We start from the raw sequence: 14,333 nt of genomic DNA, 5'->3' as shown, positions 1-14,333 counted from the left end.
GGTGTTGTTGTCGCAGATTTTGTTGGCCGGATTTATTATCGCGGCGGATCTGTGGCAAAGTTCCGGCAAGGCCGCGCCGGGCCTGTTCGCGCCACCCGCAGAGGGGCCAAGCATCCGGCCCTATCGCCCCGATCTACGACCGGCGGAACCGGGGACACCTGCAATGCGCCCCATGCCGAAGGCGCTGGAATTTAGCCTGACCGATGGAACGATCGATATCTCTGGGCAGATCGCCGAAGGGGACGCCGACCGTTTTCTGCAATGGCTTGACCAAACCCAGCCAACGGCAAGTCAGGTTTCGCTTGATAGCTCTGGCGGTTCTGTCTCGGACGCGTTGGCGATTGGCCGAACGATCCGCTCATCAGGCTATGATACGGTCGTCAAAGCTGGCGCAGTCTGCATGTCGGCCTGCCCCTATCTCTTGGCCGGGGGCGTGCAACGGCAGGCAGTCGAAGGTGCGGTCGTGGGCGTTCATCAACATTACTTCGGCCAAAACACGATCCTGCCAGCCTTCATGGCGATCCGCGATCTGCAACGAGCACAGGCCGGGGTCATGGATTACCTGACTGAAATGGGGGTCGATCTGCGTCTGATGAGCCTTGGGCTGCGCACCCCGCCCGAGGAAATCAACGTGCTGACATCAGGGCAGATGCAGGATCTGGGGTTGACGACCAGTTCGCCATCATGAGCACAGGTCGCCAATCCACCCAAACGGACCTGTAACGACGCGTCGCGGCTGCCAGATTCACATCCCGTGTGCCAACGGCCCGTAACCATCGCCCGGTCCTTGCCGCACAGTCCTTGCAGCACAGGCTTGTTTTCCGGTTCAGGCCAGCTTCCACTCCTTGCGAAAGAAACACTGGCCGGCTGCGGCAATTACGCGGTCAATCCCGCGAATTTCATCAGGATCCGAAAGATGAAGGCGATCACCGCAAGCACCGCAATGCTTCCAGCCCAAATCGCGATGAGCCATCCGATACGACGCAGCCACAGGTTGAAGGGGGCGTTGGATCCAGCCATCAATGATAACCCTCACCCGTCCTCACCTTGCCGCGGAACACATAATAGGACCACGCCGTATAAGCGAGGATGAAGGGAATGATGAATAACGCCCCGACCAACGCAAAGCCAAGACTTTGTGGCGGCGATGCAGCATCCCATATCGAGATCGCGGGCGGGATGATGTTGGGCCAAAGGCTGATCGCCAGGCCGGTATAGCCAAGAAACAACAGCACCAGAGACAGCACGAAGGGCGCGGTTTCAGCGTTTCCAGCCAATGTCTTCAAAAGCGCCCAGCCAGCCAAAAGGACCAGCAAGGGCACGGGCGCGAAGAAGAGAAGATTCGGCAAGGAAAACCATCGGTTCGCGATATTTTCGTGGGCAAGCGGCGTCCACAGGCTGACGATGGCAAGCAAGGCCAGAACGCCCAGCGTGACCGGGCGACCAAGGGCACGCATCCGCTGTTGCAACGCGCCCTCGGTCTTCATCACCAGCCATGTCGCCCCAAGCAGGGCATAGGCGCCCAGCATGCCAATCCCGGTGAACAGGCAGAACGGTGTCAGCCAGTCGAACAGACCGCCCGAATAACTGCCGTCCTTCACCTCGAAGCCGTCGATGAATGCGCCCAGTGCCAGACCCTGCGAGAAGGTCGCGATGTAGGAGCCCCAGATAAAGGCCTTGTCCCAAAACGGCTTATGGCTTTCATCCGCCTTGAAACGGAATTCGAACGCGACGCCCCGCCAGACAAGGCCCGCCAGCATCAACATCAAGGGCAGGTAAAGCGCGCTCAGGATCACGGCATAAGCCAGCGGAAATGCCGCCAGCAACGCGGCACCGCCCAGAACAAGCCATGTTTCGTTGCCGTCCCAGACCGGTGCCACGCTGTTGACCATGACATCACGGTCGTCACGATCCTTGATGAAGGGGAACAGAATGCCGATCCCCAGATCAAAACCGTCCATGATGACATACATCATCAAGCCAAAACCGATGATGATCGCCCAGAGAAGAGGAAGATCGATACCCATGGTGCGTGCTCCTCACTTCGCGGTTGGATCAATATCGTCGGGCGCAGCCGACAGGGGGCGGGCAGGCCGCAGCGATTGTCCTGGTTCGTGCGGCGCGTGCGTATCCTCGCCTTGCCCCGGCCCCTTGGCGACAAGTTTGAGCATATAGCTTACACCGGTTCCGAACACGGCGAGGTACATGACGATGAACACGATCAGCGTCGTCGACAGCGCCAGCGCCGAATGGTTTGAGACCGCATCTTTTGTGCGCATCACGCCATAAACGATCCAAGGCTGGCGGCCGATTTCGGTCGTGTACCAGCCCGCCAGAATCGCGATCAACCCCGATGGTCCCATCACGGCGGCAAAGCGCAGAAACCAGGTGTGTTCAAACAACCTGTTGCGCCAACGCAGCCACACGCTTGATAGGCCAAGCAGCAGCATCAACATCCCCAGACCGACCATGACCCGGAATGACCAGAACACAATCGTCGAATTGGGGCGATCCTCCTTGGCGAATTCGCTGAGACCCGGATACTGACCGTCCAGACTGTGCGTCAGAATCAGCCCGCCCAGCCGTGGGATCTCTATCTTGTAGCGCGTCTCCTCGGCTTCCATATCGGGCCATCCGAACAGGATCAGTGGCACGCCGGCGCCCGGTTCGTTGCGCCAGTGGCCCTCCATGGCCGCGATCTTGGCCGGCTGGTGCTTCAGCGTGTTCAGCCCGTGCATGTCGCCAATGAAGATCTGAAGCGGGGTCACCGCCAGCACCATCCACATCGCCATCGAAAACATCGTGCGAACCCGCGCATCGCGATTGCCACGCAGCAAGTGCCAGGCCCCGGATGCCCCGACGAAAAGCGCCGTCGACAGGAAAGCCGCCACGGTCATATGCGCAAGGCGATAGGGGAATGAAGGGTTGAAAATCACCTCTAGCCAACTCACCGGCACGACGACGTTGTTGACGATTTCAAACCCTTGCGGCGTCTGCATCCAGCTGTTCGAAGCCAGGATCCAGGTTGCCGAAATCAGCGTGCCAATCGCCACCATGATCGTTGCGAAAAAATGCAGCCCGGGACCGACCTTGTTCCAGCCGAACAGCATAACGCCAAGAAAACCTGCCTCCAGAAAGAACGCGGTCATCACCTCATACGCGAGCAGCGGGCCGGTAATGGATCCGGCGAATGCCGAAAAATAGCTCCAATTCGTGCCGAACTGATACGCCATGACCAGGCCGGACACGACGCCCATGGCAAAGTTCACCGCGAAAATCTTTGACCAGAAATGATAAAGATCCCGGTAGACGCGGTCCTTTTTCCACAACCATAGCCCTTCCAGAACCGCAAGATAGCTTGCCAGACCGATGGTGATCGCGGGAAAAATGATATGAAAGGAAATGGTGAAGCCGAACTGGATACGCGCCAGTTCAAGCGCAGTCAGACCGAACATGGCTATACCCTCTGCACAATTTGCGTACTCTCGTGTTCCAGAGTGGACTCGAACGAAAGGCGGGATCGAACGAGACCGCGATTCTGGTCCGCGTATCGATTGAAAGCTGAAAAAACATCAGGCCACGCATGGTGACCTGTCCAATTCAGAGCATGCATACCCTATCAATAAGGCGAAGGTCAATTTCCGCACCCCGATCTTCTCATCACTCAGGGCGATCTCGACCGGCACATTCCCAGGCGGGTCGACGATGCAAGAGGCACTGTGGATCTGGACGGTTCGGGGCCGTTGTCGGACATCCTGTGGAAATCCGCCGGGTCATCTCTGCGCGTAAGACAGGTGAAGCGACAATTCCTGTGCAAGTCGAAGCAGCCGCGCCAGTGTCGCGTCGCGCAGATCGGCACGGGTATCGTCGGGATGTTCTATATAGGCGCAGGTCAGTGCCGCTATGGCATCTCCGTTCGGCCCGAAGATTGGCGCACTGAGGTCGGTGACGCCCACAGCCTGCGCCGAAGGACCGACGCGATAGCCCAAATCCCGAACCTGAGCCAGTTCCGGTTGACGTTGCGCGATCCTTTCGGAAGCGTCGGCAACGCCCCAATTGCCCAGCGTATCGACCACTCGGTCGGGCTGCTGGAATGCCAGAAGGGTCATGCCCGAGCCAGTTGAGAAAAGATCCAGCTGCGCCCCGACACGGGCACGGAATTCCCAGTGATCGACGGGGCTCGCCTGCGCCACGATAATGCCGCAAGCATGTTCCGGCACGACCAGATGGCAGGACTGCCGCAGCTCGCGCGAGAAATCGTCCATCAATGGCTGCGCCTGTGCGATCAGCCTTCGCACCGGCGGGTGCCCCGTCGCAAGCAGGAATAGTTTCATCGTCAGGGCATAACGGTCGCCCCCGTCCAGCCGGGTCACATACCCCCGCACCACCAGCCGTTCCAGCATGCGATAGATCTGCGAGGGACTTAAGCCCAGTTCCTTGACGATCTCGGCCCGCGTCAGACCTCGTGCCTGTTTGGCAAGAACTTCAAGGATATCAAGCCCCTTGTCCAAGGCCGGGGCTCGGTAGCGGTCGGCCGAGGTTACGTTTTCGGCAGTCATGCGATGTTCCGTGTCGGCCATCTTGCCCTCCCATTTCGGGGTCTTTTGGCCCGATCTGCAATGCAGCGCAAGAAACTGCTTGCGTCAACAGGTTCATATATGGAGAGATGGTTTATATAAGAACAAGCGCAACAGATGGGAGGAGACTCTGATGCGGTTGAAGGGGAAGCGGATTCTGATCACCGCTGCCGGGCAGGGCATGGGGCGCGCCAGTGCCCTGGCCTGCGCTGCCGAGGGCGGAAAGATCATCGCCACGGATCGCGATATCGCGTTGCTGGATGATCTGGCCGGGCAGGGAATCGAGATTGCGGCCCTGGACGTGACCGACCCCCAGGCAATCACCCGCCTCGCTGACAGCGTCGGGCCGCTGGATGGCCTCTTTAATTGCGCGGGATTCGTCCATCACGGCACTATTCTTGACATCAGCGACGAAGACTGGGCCTTCAGTATGGATCTGAACGTCACCTCGATGCTGCGTCTGACGCGGGCCTGTCTGCCGGGTATGCTGACGCGAGCGGCGGATACAGGCACCGCATCAATCCTGAACATGGCGTCGATGGCGTCGTCGATCAAAGGCTTCCCGAACCGGACGGCCTACGGCACGACCAAGGCGGCGGTGATTGGGCTGACCAAAGGGATCGCCGCCGATTTCGTTCGTCAGGGCATCCGCTGTAACGCGCTTTGCCCCGGCACGGTGGATACGCCCAGTCTGCGCGGAAGAATCGCTACCGCCGCCGATCCGGTGCAGGCCGAAAAAGAGTTCATCGCCCGCCAGCCGATGGGGCGGTTGGCGACGGTCGAGGATATAACGCCGATGGTGATTTATCTGCTGTCGGATGAAAGTCGCTTGGTGACCGGGCAGGCTCTGCTGGTCGATGGAGGCGTCACTATCTGATCGCCACGGGGCGGCCGCGGTCCGGGGAGGGGCAGCGATGCAAATGATCGACGCACATTGCCACTTCTGGCAACTGGGACGAGGAGATTACGCATGGCTTGACCGTGGCGGCTACCCTCTGCAGCCGATCCGTCGCGATTTTGTCCTGTCCGATTATCCGTCCGAGGCCCGCAAGATCGTCGTGCAGGCCGCCCCGACTGTCGCCGAGACGGATTATCTGCTCTCGCTTGCAGCAGTCGATTCCCAGATCGTGGGCATTGTTGGCTGGATCGATCTGTCGGCGGCGAATGCCGTCGAACAGATCCACGCGCGTGCCGAACTTCCGGTCTTCAAGGGTGTGCGCCCGGTGCTTCAGGACATTCCGCAGACCGACTGGCTGGAGTGTCACGCCCGTGCCGATGCGCTGAACGCCTTGATCCGTTCCGGGCTACGCTTCGATGCGCTGGTGACGGCGCGCCATCTTCCTATGCTTGCGCGCTTTGCAAAACGCCATGAGGATCTGCCGTTGATCATTGACCATGCCGCAAAGCCGCAGCCGGGGGCGCGACAGGACTGGCATCAAGGCATGCAGGAACTGGCCGCCATCCCGCATGTGCATTGCAAATTTTCCGGCCTGCTGACCGAACTTTCGCCCGATGAACTGCGCGATCCGCTGCCCGCCCTGCGCGCCATCATCGATCGCCTGCTGGAATGGTTCGGAGCGGACCGTCTGATCTGGGGCAGCGACTGGCCAGTGCTGACCTTGGCCGCGTCCTATGAGCAGTGGCTCGACCTGACCACGCAACTGTTGGAAGAGCTGACCGAGGACGAGCGTGACGCGATTTTGCGGGGTAATGCCGCACAGTTCTATGGGGTGAAGCCATGATCGAACTGGTGCAGATGGAGGTGATCGATAAGCGCTTCCCGGGCGTCCATGCGTTGAAGGGGGTGGATTTCAGCCTGCGCGCCGGCGAGGTGCATGCCCTGATGGGCGAAAACGGTGCCGGGAAATCGACGCTGATGAAATGCCTCTCGGGCGTCTATCAGCCTGACGGCGGGCGCATCCTCGTTGACGGGTCCGAGGTCGCGCTGCCGTCGCCCCGCGCGGCGCAAGATCTGGGCATCGGCATCATCCATCAGGAACTGGCGCTGATGCGCGATCTGACCGTGGCGCAGAACATCTGGATCGGGCGCGAGCCGCGCCTGTCCTTTGGTCGGATCGACGAGCGCCGCCAGAATGCCGATGCCGCCGCGATCTTTGCCGGGATGAACGTGGCGATGGATCCACGCGCGCCGGTCGGCAGCCTGACGATTGCCCGCCAGCAGATGGTCGAGATCGCAAAGGCGCTGTCATATCGATCGCGCGTGCTGATCATGGATGAACCGACGGCGGCACTGAACGACAGCGAGATTGCGGAACTGTTCACGATCATCCGCAAGTTGCGCGCGGAAGGTGTCGGGATCGTCTATATCAGCCACAAGATGGACGAAATCCGCGAAATTTCGGATCGGGTGACGGTGATGCGCGATGGCGAGCATGTCGGCACCGTCGAGGCGGCGGATACGCCGATCTCGAAGATCATCACGATGATGGTGGGGCGCGAGCTGACAGACGAGGCGGTTACCGTGCCAGACCTGACGATCGCGGAAACGGCGTTAGAGGTCCGGAACCTGGGCCGAGGTCGCGACCTGCAGAAGATCGGATTCAGCCTGAAGAAGGGTGAAATTCTGGGCTTTGCCGGCCTGATGGGGGCGGGGCGAACGGAACTTGCCCGCGCTATCTTTGGTGCCGAGCCGCCGGATCAGGGCGAGATTATCGTTCACGGCAAGCCGGCGAAGATCTGCACGCCCGCCGACGCAGTTCGGCTGGGAATCGGCTATCTTTCCGAGGATCGCAAGCATTACGGGCTGGCGCTTGGCATGGATGTGCGCGCAAATATCGCGCTTGCAAGTTTGCCACGCTATGCCGACAGGCTGGGCCGCATCGACGAGAAGCAACTGGCAGTGATCGCCCGCGACTATATCGGCCGATTGGCGATCCGCACACCCCATGACCGACAAGAAGTGCGGCTTCTGTCCGGCGGCAACCAGCAAAAGGTGGTCATCGCCAAATGGCTGCTGCGTGACTGCGATATCCTGATCTTTGACGAACCGACGCGCGGCATCGATGTGGGTGCCAAGGCCGAGATCTATCGGCTGCTGAATGATCTCGCTGCGCAGGGCAAGGCGATCATCGTCATCTCCAGCGAATTGCCCGAGGTGCTGCGCCTGTCGCACCGCATCGCCGTCATGTGCGAGGGACGGCTGACCGGCATTTTGCCGGGCGGCGCAAGTCAGGAACAGATCATGGCGCTGGCGACGCAGCGCGAGGACATAGCCGTCTCACAAACGGCAGGGGAAATAAAATGGACCTGAAACAGGCCCGCCGGGGCGCCGCGCAGCAGAAGCTTCTGGCTTTCGCCAGTCTGATCGTGCTGATCGTTGGTTTCTCGCTTGCCAGTCCGAACTTCTTTCAGGTGTCGAACATCATGGCGATCCTGCAGGCCACCTCGGTCAACGGAGTGCTGGCGATCGGGGTGACGCTGATTATCATCACCGGCGGGATAGACCTGTCGATCGGCACGCTGATGACCTTCTGCGCGGTGATGACCGGGGTCGTGCTGACATGGGCTGGAATGCCCTTGCCCGTGGGGGTGCTGACAGCGATTGCGACCGGGGCGATTTGCGGTCTGATCTCGGGCACTTTCGTCGCCAAGATGAAGATTCCGCCCTTCATTGCGACCTTGGGGATGATGCTGATGCTGAAAGGCCTGTCGCTGATCGTGACCGGCACCCGCCCCATCTATTTCAATGACACGCCGGGTTTTACCACCATCGCCCAAGGCTCGCTGATCGGCAGGCTGGTCCCGGCCTTTCCAGTGCCGAACGGGGTGCTGATACTGTTCATCGTCGCCGGTCTGGTGGCGTGGATCCTGGGTCGAACGGTGCTTGGCCGCTATACCTTCGCGCTCGGCTCCAACGAAGAGGCGGTGCGGCTGTCAGGTGTGAACACCGATGCGTGGAAGATGGCGATCTATGCCCTGGCAGGCGGCATCTGCGGCATCGCTGGGCTGCTGATCGCCAGCCGCCTGAACTCGGCCCAGCCGGCGCTTGGGCTGGGCTATGAACTCGAGGCGATTGCAGCAGTGGTCATCGGCGGAACCAGCCTTGCGGGTGGGCGGGGCACCGTCCTTGGCACGCTGATCGGTGCGCTGATCATGTCAGTGTTGACGAACGGACTTCGGGTCATGTCGGTCGCGCCGGAATGGCAGACCGTGGTGACAGGCGCGATCATCGTGATCGCCGTCTACGCCGACCAGCTGCGTCGGGGCAAGGTGGGCTGACGCCAAAAGAAGACGTGAACATCAAGGGAGGAAATCATGTTCACCAGAAGAACCCTGTTAGGCGCGGTTGCCGCGCTGTCGCTTGCGATCCCGGCCACGGGCGCAATGGCCCAGGACAAGATGCTTGTGCCACTGATTTCGAAAGGTTTTCAACACCAGTTCTGGCAGGCTGTGAAGGCCGGGGCCGACAAGGCGGGTGAAGAGCTGGGCGTGACCGTCACCTTCGAAGGGCCGGATAACGAGTCGCAGGTCGACAAGCAGATGGACATGCTGTCCGCGGCCCTTGCCAACAAGCCCGCCGCCATTGGCTTTGCCGCGTTGGACAGTCAGGCTGCGATCCCGCTTTTGCGTCAGGCGCAAGAGGCGAATATCCCGGTCATCGCCTTCGATTCGGGCGTGGACAGCGACATTCCGGTTGCGACCGCCGCGACCGACAACGTCGCCGCCGCCGCATTGGCTGCCGACAAGATGGCCGAATTGATCGGGGATGAGGGCAAGGTTGCCGTAGTCGCCCATGACCAGACCTCTCGCACCGGTGTCGATCGTAGTGAAGGCTTCGTCAACCGCATGAAGGAAGCACACCCGAAGGTCGAAATCGTGGCGATCGAATATGGCGGCGGCGATCACCTGAAATCGACCGAAATCACCAAAGCGCTGCTGGCCGCTCACCCGGATATGAAGGGTATCTTCGGCACGAACGAAGGGTCTGCCATCGGCGTGGTGAACGGGGTGCGTGAACTGGGGGCGCAGGGCATCACCATCGTCGGCTACGATTCAGGCAAGGCCCAGACCGACGCCATCCGCGAGGGTTTGATGGCAGGTGCGATCACCCAGAACCCCGTCGGCATCGGTTATGAGACCGTCAGGGCCGCGGTCGCCGCAGCCAAGGGCGAAACGGTCGAGCCAGTGATCGATACCGGCTTCTATTGGTATGATCAGTCGAACATCGACGATCCCGAAATCGCGGCGGTCCTTTACGACTGACCGCACCATCCCTGCCGGGGACGGCATGTCGTTCCCGGCTGACCGACGAACCAGATGAGGACAAGATGAAACTGCTGCGTCACGGCCCGAAGGGGCAGGAAAAACCGGGCATACTGGACGGCGACGGCCAGATCCGCGATCTGTCGGACCATGTCGATGATATTGCGGGTGACGTGCTGAGCCATGAAGGTCTTGCCCGTCTGGCGACGCTGGACCTGTCGGCGCTGCCGCTGGTCGAAGGCAGCCCGCGGATCGGGGCCTGTGTCGGTGGTGTTGGCAAGTTCATCTGCATCGGCCTCAATTATGCTGACCATGCGGCCGAAACCGGTGCGGCGATCCCGAAAGAGCCAGTCGTCTTCAATAAATGGACCAGCGCGATCTGTGGTCCGGGCGATGATGTCGAGATCCCCCGCAACTCAACGAAAACCGATTGGGAGGTCGAACTTGGCGTGGTCATCGGCAAGGGCGGCAAATATATCGACGAAGCAGACGCCCTGTCGCATGTCGCAGGTTATTGCGTCGTCAACGATGTTTCGGAACGCGAATGGCAGATCGAGCGTGGCGGCACCTGGGACAAGGGCAAGGGGTGCGACACGTTCGGTCCCGTCGGACCGTGGCTGGTGACGCCTGATGAGGCGGGCGACATCGCCAATCTGCGGATGTGGCTGGAGGTGGATGGGCACCGCTATCAGGATGGCACGACCGCGACGATGATCTTCGGCATTGCCACGATCATCAGCTATCTGTCGCAATTCCTGTCGTTGCAGCCGGGCGATATCATCTCGACCGGCACGCCGCCTGGGGTCGGGCTTGGCCAGAAGCCGCCCGTCTATCTGAAGGGGGGCGAGGTGATGCGGCTTGGCATCGAGGGTCTGGGCGAGCAGAAGCAGAAGGTGGTTCGCGCATGAAGATTACCGGCCTTCGCACCGTCGATGTCCGCTTTCCGACCAGCCAGCATCTGGACGGGTCGGACGCAATGAATCCCGATCCCGACTATTCTGCAGCCTATGTGGTCCTTGAAACCGACGGGCCGATCGAGGGGCACGGCCTGACCTTCACCATCGGACGCGGCAATGAGATCTGTGTGGCTGCGCTTGAGGCGCTGCGGCCGCTTGTGGTCGGACTGGAACTCGACTGGATCGCCGCCGATATGGGCCGCTTCTGGCGGCATGTCACCAGCGACAGCCAGTTGCGCTGGATCGGTCCGGACAAGGGCGCGATCCATCTGGCGACCGGGGCCCTGGTCAATGCGGCGTGGGATCTTTGGGCCAAGGCCGAGGGTAAGCCGGTCTGGCAGTTGGTGGCCGATATGCCGCCCGAAGAACTGGTCCGCTGCATTGATTTTCGCTATCTGACCGACTGCATCACCCCGGAATGGGCGCTGGATTTCCTGAAGAAGCAGGCCGCAGGCAAACCCTCTCGCGTCGAGGTCCTGAAGCGCGAGGGATATCCCTGCTATACGACCAGTGCCGGCTGGCTTGGCTATGACGATGCCAAGCTGCGCAGACTTTGTCGCGAGGCGGTCGATGCGGGTTTCCGCCATGTGAAAATGAAGGTCGGTCGCGATCTTGATGACGATATCCGCCGCCTGACCATCGCGCGGGACGAGGTCGGCCCGGACGTTCGGCTGATGATCGACGCCAATCAGGTGTGGGAGGTCGACGAGGCGATTGACTGGGTCAAGAAACTGGCCTTCGTGAACCCGTGGTTCATCGAGGAGCCGACCAGTCCTGACGACATTGCCGGGCACCGCCGTATCCGCAAGGGCGTGGCGCCTGTCGAGGTCGCTACGGGTGAGATGTGCCAGAACCGGATCATGTTCAAGCAGTTCATCATGGAAGGTGCCATCGACGTGGTGCAGATTGATGGCTGCCGGATGGGTGGACTGAACGAGGTGCTGGCAGTGATGCTGATGGCCGCGAAATACGGTCTGAAGGTCTGCCCGCATGCTGGGGGGGTGGGCCTTTGCGAATATGTTCAGCACATGTCGATGATCGACTATCTCTGTATTTCGGGGACGCGCGACGGTCGGGTGATCGAATATGTCGATCACCTGCACGAGCACTTTCTGGAACCCTGCCTGATCCGCGACGCCGCCTATATGCCCCCGGAGGCGCCGGGGTTCTCGATCGAGATGAAGCCCGAAAGCCTTGAAACCTACCGCTTCAGGGTCGCCTGATGGATCTGCATCTGCGGGACAAAGTGGTTGTGGTGACAGGCGGCGGCTCGGGCATTGGCGCGGGCATTGCCGAAATCCTGGCTGAAGAGGGTGCCCGCCCGGTGATCGTCGCCCGCCGCGTGCCGGATGTCGACTGGCTGGCCAGCCACGGCACGGATTTCTTTGCGGCAGAACTGTCGGATGACGATGCCTGTCGGACGGCGGTCGAACAGATCAGGGCGCGCCATGGTGCGATTCACGGGCTGGTCAATAATGCGGGTGCGAATGACGGGATCGGCCTGGACAAGGGGCCGGACGCCTTTCGCGCCAGCCTGAACCAGAACCTTGTTCATTATTATACCATGGTTCACCTGCTGCGCGACGATCTGCGGGCATCTGGAGGGTCCATCGTCAATATCAGCTCCAAGACCGCGCTGACCGGGCAGGGCGGCACCTCGGCCTATGTCGCGGCCAAGGCGGCGCAGCTTGGCCTTACCCGTGAATGGGCGGTTGAGTTCCTGCCGGACGGTATCCGCGTCAATGCGATTGTCGTGGCCGAAGTGATGACGCCGCTTTACCGCCGCTGGCTGGACACCATGGACGACCCCGAGGCTGCGCTGTCCTCGATCACTGCACGGATCCCCTTGGGCCAGCGGATGACCACAATCCGCGAGGTCGCAGATTGCTGCGCATTCCTGCTGTCGGATCGCGCCAGCCACATGACAGGACAATGGATTTTCCCCGATGGGGGCTATACCCATCTGGATCGCGCCATCGGTCTTGCCAACTGAGGAGAAGCCATGCTGAAAGGAATAGATCCCCTGATTGGCCCCGATCTTCTGCGCGTGTTGGCGCAGATGGGTCATGGAGACGAAATCGTCATCTCGGACGCGAATTTTCCATCGGTCTCGGTCGCCAGCCGGACGGTGCATGGCAAGGCTTTGCGGATGGATTGCGACGTAGCATGCGCTTTGCGTGCGGTCCTGTCTCTGCTGCCGATCGACACGTTCCAGCCAGAGCCGGTGACAACAATGCAGGTTGTAGATGACCCGCAGGCAGTGCCCGACGTATTGAGAGAATGTGCGCCGATCCTGACCTCTGCGGGAATAGCTTTCACCGCGATCGAACGCTTTGCCTTCTATGAGCGAGCCAGCAGGGCTTTTGCGGTTCTACGGACGGCGGAGATAAGACCGTATGGCAATTTCATCCTTCGAAAAGGCATCATAGTATAACCTGAAATCCAGATCATGCCGACAAAGCGGTTCACTGGGTGGTATTGACGTGATCAGCACTGGTATCTGCAACGGAGACCAGTTTTGTCGCGAGGCCTGATGTCGGACGAGGATTGGGCGTTCCATGAACGCTTCATCTTATCGAGCCACCCGCCGAGTAAGCGCAAATCTTTGAACTACTGTCTGGTTCTGGACCGGATTTTCCGGATTGCACGCACCGGCTCGCCTTGGCGCGGCATCGCCGGGGGCAAGTGGCTGTCCGTCAACGTTCGTTCAGGCGCAGGAGGTTGGATACCCTTTCTCAGTCGGGTAGCATCCAGAAGGAGAAAAAGATGACCCTTACCGTCAAACAAGTCGAAGCCGCCAAGTTCGGCCTCAGCCAGGAACGCCTCAGCGATGGCAATGACCTCTATCTGAGGCTCTATCCGTTGGGAAAGAAGGGCTTCCAGGTCCAGATCGCGGTTACCGAAGGTCAGCGTCGGCGTGTCTGGATCAATCTGAGTGATTTTCCGAAAGTCAGCCTCAGGCAGGCGCGCGACACCGCGGTCTGGGTTCGCATGCAGGCATCGCGCGGCTGAATGAGTTCAGGATCGTTTTGCTGGCGCAGTCGGCATTGGCCGCCATCCCTCTCATGGTATCGTGGTTCATCCAATCAGCTCGAGAGACCAGAAGGGCAGCAATGTTGATGCTGATCATGTTAGTGCCCTCGATTTTCCTGACTGTTACGCCTGATATGTATTACGGGGCGATTTCCGGATCCAAGATGCGCTTAATCCCAACTTGGTTGCAAATGATGTTTTTGGCCTTCTGGCCAATGATCGCCCTGATCCTCTCCGCATTCATCATTTTCGATCCACAGAATATCCGCAAGCCGGGACTAGGATTGCCATCTAGGCGCAGATGGAACTTAAATCATTAACGGTTTATATTTATTGTAAAGGTTACTCTACGATGGTAACCTGATTATCATAAGCCACTGTTTATAATGCGAGTTTGTGTTATGAAATCGTGCCTGTTAGCTACCATTGCATTGCTTCAAATTGTGGCATTATCGGTTAGTGCGCAGCAAGCCAGCGATAGCCCTATGTTGCCGGAAGTCGCCTGGGGTCTGCAAATCTTGAGGCCGATTGCCTCGACCTTTTC

16 protein-coding genes are annotated in these 14,333 nt (G+C 60.1%); 12 read left to right on the top strand and 4 right to left on the bottom strand.

The window, feature by feature from the left end:
• The first annotated feature begins 1 nt into the window (after window position 1).
• Window positions 2–688, top strand: a complete 687-nt coding sequence (locus tag H4P12_RS09150; RefSeq protein ID WP_343069821.1) for a COG3904 family protein — start codon at window positions 2–4, stop codon at window positions 686–688.
• A gap of 188 nt (window positions 689–876) precedes the next feature.
• On the opposite strand, the gene H4P12_RS09145 is transcribed toward H4P12_RS09150, so the two are convergent.
• From H4P12_RS09145 to H4P12_RS09130, 4 genes are all read right to left on the bottom strand, one after another.
• A complete protein-coding gene (locus tag H4P12_RS09145; protein WP_187793394.1) occupies window positions 877–1,020 on the bottom strand; it encodes a DUF2474 domain-containing protein in 144 nt (47 codons plus the stop codon).
• The gene (cydB, locus tag H4P12_RS09140) at window positions 1,020–2,027 is read right to left on the bottom strand and encodes a cytochrome d ubiquinol oxidase subunit II (RefSeq protein ID WP_187793393.1); all 1,008 of its coding nucleotides are present in this window, start codon (window positions 2,025–2,027) and stop codon (window positions 1,020–1,022) included. The genes H4P12_RS09145 and cydB overlap by 1 nt, the downstream gene beginning before the upstream one ends.
• Before the next feature lie 12 nt (window positions 2,028–2,039).
• Complete coding sequence (locus H4P12_RS09135; protein WP_187793392.1) at window positions 2,040–3,455, bottom strand: cytochrome ubiquinol oxidase subunit I; 1,416 nt, start codon at window positions 3,453–3,455, stop codon at window positions 2,040–2,042.
• A gap of 318 nt (window positions 3,456–3,773) precedes the next feature.
• Window positions 3,774–4,580, bottom strand: a complete 807-nt coding sequence (locus tag H4P12_RS09130) for an IclR family transcriptional regulator (protein WP_223115779.1) — start codon at window positions 4,578–4,580, stop codon at window positions 3,774–3,776.
• A gap of 130 nt (window positions 4,581–4,710) precedes the next feature.
• Between H4P12_RS09130 and H4P12_RS09125 the strand changes: the two genes are divergently transcribed.
• The 11 genes from H4P12_RS09125 to H4P12_RS09075 all read left to right on the top strand — a co-directional run bounded on the left by H4P12_RS09125 (window position 4,711) and on the right by H4P12_RS09075 (window position 14,109).
• The gene (locus tag H4P12_RS09125) at window positions 4,711–5,454 is read left to right on the top strand and encodes an SDR family oxidoreductase (protein WP_187793391.1); all 744 of its coding nucleotides are present in this window, start codon (window positions 4,711–4,713) and stop codon (window positions 5,452–5,454) included.
• A gap of 37 nt (window positions 5,455–5,491) precedes the next feature.
• Window positions 5,492–6,319 carry an amidohydrolase family protein gene (locus tag H4P12_RS09120; RefSeq protein WP_187793390.1) on the top strand — a complete coding sequence of 276 codons (828 nt, stop codon included), beginning with the start codon at window positions 5,492–5,494 and terminating at the stop codon, window positions 6,317–6,319.
• Window positions 6,316–7,848 carry a sugar ABC transporter ATP-binding protein gene (locus tag H4P12_RS09115; RefSeq protein ID WP_187793389.1) on the top strand — a complete coding sequence of 511 codons (1,533 nt, stop codon included), beginning with the start codon at window positions 6,316–6,318 and terminating at the stop codon, window positions 7,846–7,848. Before H4P12_RS09120 ends, H4P12_RS09115 begins: the two co-directional genes overlap by 4 nt.
• Window positions 7,839–8,816, top strand: coding sequence for an ABC transporter permease (locus H4P12_RS09110; protein ID WP_187793388.1), 978 nt, complete (start codon window positions 7,839–7,841; stop codon window positions 8,814–8,816). The genes H4P12_RS09115 and H4P12_RS09110 overlap by 10 nt, the downstream gene beginning before the upstream one ends.
• A gap of 36 nt (window positions 8,817–8,852) precedes the next feature.
• The gene (locus H4P12_RS09105) at window positions 8,853–9,800 is read left to right on the top strand and encodes an ABC transporter substrate-binding protein (RefSeq protein WP_187793387.1); all 948 of its coding nucleotides are present in this window, start codon (window positions 8,853–8,855) and stop codon (window positions 9,798–9,800) included.
• Between the two features lie 65 nt (window positions 9,801–9,865).
• A complete protein-coding gene (locus H4P12_RS09100; protein WP_187793386.1) occupies window positions 9,866–10,708 on the top strand; it encodes an ureidoglycolate lyase in 843 nt (280 codons plus the stop codon).
• Window positions 10,705–11,979 carry an L-fuconate dehydratase gene (locus tag H4P12_RS09095; protein WP_187793385.1) on the top strand — a complete coding sequence of 425 codons (1,275 nt, stop codon included), beginning with the start codon at window positions 10,705–10,707 and terminating at the stop codon, window positions 11,977–11,979. The genes H4P12_RS09100 and H4P12_RS09095 overlap by 4 nt, the downstream gene beginning before the upstream one ends.
• Window positions 11,979–12,749 (top strand): L-fucose dehydrogenase, encoded by a 771-nt coding sequence (locus H4P12_RS09090; RefSeq protein ID WP_187793384.1) that lies wholly within the window; start codon window positions 11,979–11,981, stop codon window positions 12,747–12,749. The genes H4P12_RS09095 and H4P12_RS09090 overlap by 1 nt, the downstream gene beginning before the upstream one ends.
• 9 nt (window positions 12,750–12,758) lie before the next feature.
• On the top strand, window positions 12,759–13,190 hold the full coding sequence (locus H4P12_RS09085; RefSeq protein ID WP_187793383.1) for an RbsD/FucU family protein: 432 nt from the start codon (window positions 12,759–12,761) through the stop codon (window positions 13,188–13,190).
• Between the two features lie 332 nt (window positions 13,191–13,522).
• Window positions 13,523–13,768: an Arm DNA-binding domain-containing protein gene (locus tag H4P12_RS09080; RefSeq protein WP_187793382.1), complete on the top strand. Its 246-nt coding sequence runs from the start codon at window positions 13,523–13,525 to the stop codon at window positions 13,766–13,768.
• 101 nt (window positions 13,769–13,869) lie between these two features.
• A complete protein-coding gene (locus tag H4P12_RS09075) occupies window positions 13,870–14,109 on the top strand; it encodes a hypothetical protein (protein ID WP_187793381.1) in 240 nt (79 codons plus the stop codon).
• Window positions 14,110–14,333: the final 224 nt, after the last annotated feature.

Origin of the sequence: Paracoccus amoyensis (assembly GCF_014490725.1) — a bacterium.
Lineage (GTDB): Bacteria > Pseudomonadota > Alphaproteobacteria > Rhodobacterales > Rhodobacteraceae > Paracoccus > Paracoccus amoyensis.
The sequence above is the reverse complement of the archived record's forward strand: the minus strand, read 5'-3'. Positions and strand labels throughout refer to the sequence as shown.

What these genes read in the sequence shown, in the direction of transcription:
- H4P12_RS09145 (WP_187793394.1), bottom strand. Translation starts at nt 1,020, where the DNA reads ATGGCTGGATCCAACGCCCCCTTCAACCTGTGGCTGCGTCGTATCGGA.
- cydB (WP_187793393.1), bottom strand. Translation starts at nt 2,027, where the DNA reads ATGGGTATCGATCTTCCTCTTCTCTGGGCGATCATCATCGGTTTTGGC.
- H4P12_RS09135 (WP_187793392.1), bottom strand. Translation starts at nt 3,455, where the DNA reads ATGTTCGGTCTGACTGCGCTTGAACTGGCGCGTATCCAGTTCGGCTTC.
- H4P12_RS09130 (WP_223115779.1), bottom strand. Translation starts at nt 4,580, where the DNA reads ATGGCCGACACGGAACATCGCATGACTGCCGAAAACGTAACCTCGGCC.
- H4P12_RS09125 (WP_187793391.1), top strand. Translation starts at nt 4,711, where the DNA reads ATGCGGTTGAAGGGGAAGCGGATTCTGATCACCGCTGCCGGGCAGGGC.
- H4P12_RS09120 (WP_187793390.1), top strand. Translation starts at nt 5,492, where the DNA reads ATGCAAATGATCGACGCACATTGCCACTTCTGGCAACTGGGACGAGGA.
- H4P12_RS09115 (WP_187793389.1), top strand. Translation starts at nt 6,316, where the DNA reads ATGATCGAACTGGTGCAGATGGAGGTGATCGATAAGCGCTTCCCGGGC.
- H4P12_RS09110 (WP_187793388.1), top strand. Translation starts at nt 7,839, where the DNA reads ATGGACCTGAAACAGGCCCGCCGGGGCGCCGCGCAGCAGAAGCTTCTG.
- H4P12_RS09105 (WP_187793387.1), top strand. Translation starts at nt 8,853, where the DNA reads ATGTTCACCAGAAGAACCCTGTTAGGCGCGGTTGCCGCGCTGTCGCTT.
- H4P12_RS09100 (WP_187793386.1), top strand. Translation starts at nt 9,866, where the DNA reads ATGAAACTGCTGCGTCACGGCCCGAAGGGGCAGGAAAAACCGGGCATA.
- H4P12_RS09095 (WP_187793385.1), top strand. Translation starts at nt 10,705, where the DNA reads ATGAAGATTACCGGCCTTCGCACCGTCGATGTCCGCTTTCCGACCAGC.
- H4P12_RS09090 (WP_187793384.1), top strand. Translation starts at nt 11,979, where the DNA reads ATGGATCTGCATCTGCGGGACAAAGTGGTTGTGGTGACAGGCGGCGGC.
- H4P12_RS09085 (WP_187793383.1), top strand. Translation starts at nt 12,759, where the DNA reads ATGCTGAAAGGAATAGATCCCCTGATTGGCCCCGATCTTCTGCGCGTG.
- H4P12_RS09080 (WP_187793382.1), top strand. Translation starts at nt 13,523, where the DNA reads ATGACCCTTACCGTCAAACAAGTCGAAGCCGCCAAGTTCGGCCTCAGC.
- H4P12_RS09075 (WP_187793381.1), top strand. Translation starts at nt 13,870, where the DNA reads ATGTTGATGCTGATCATGTTAGTGCCCTCGATTTTCCTGACTGTTACG.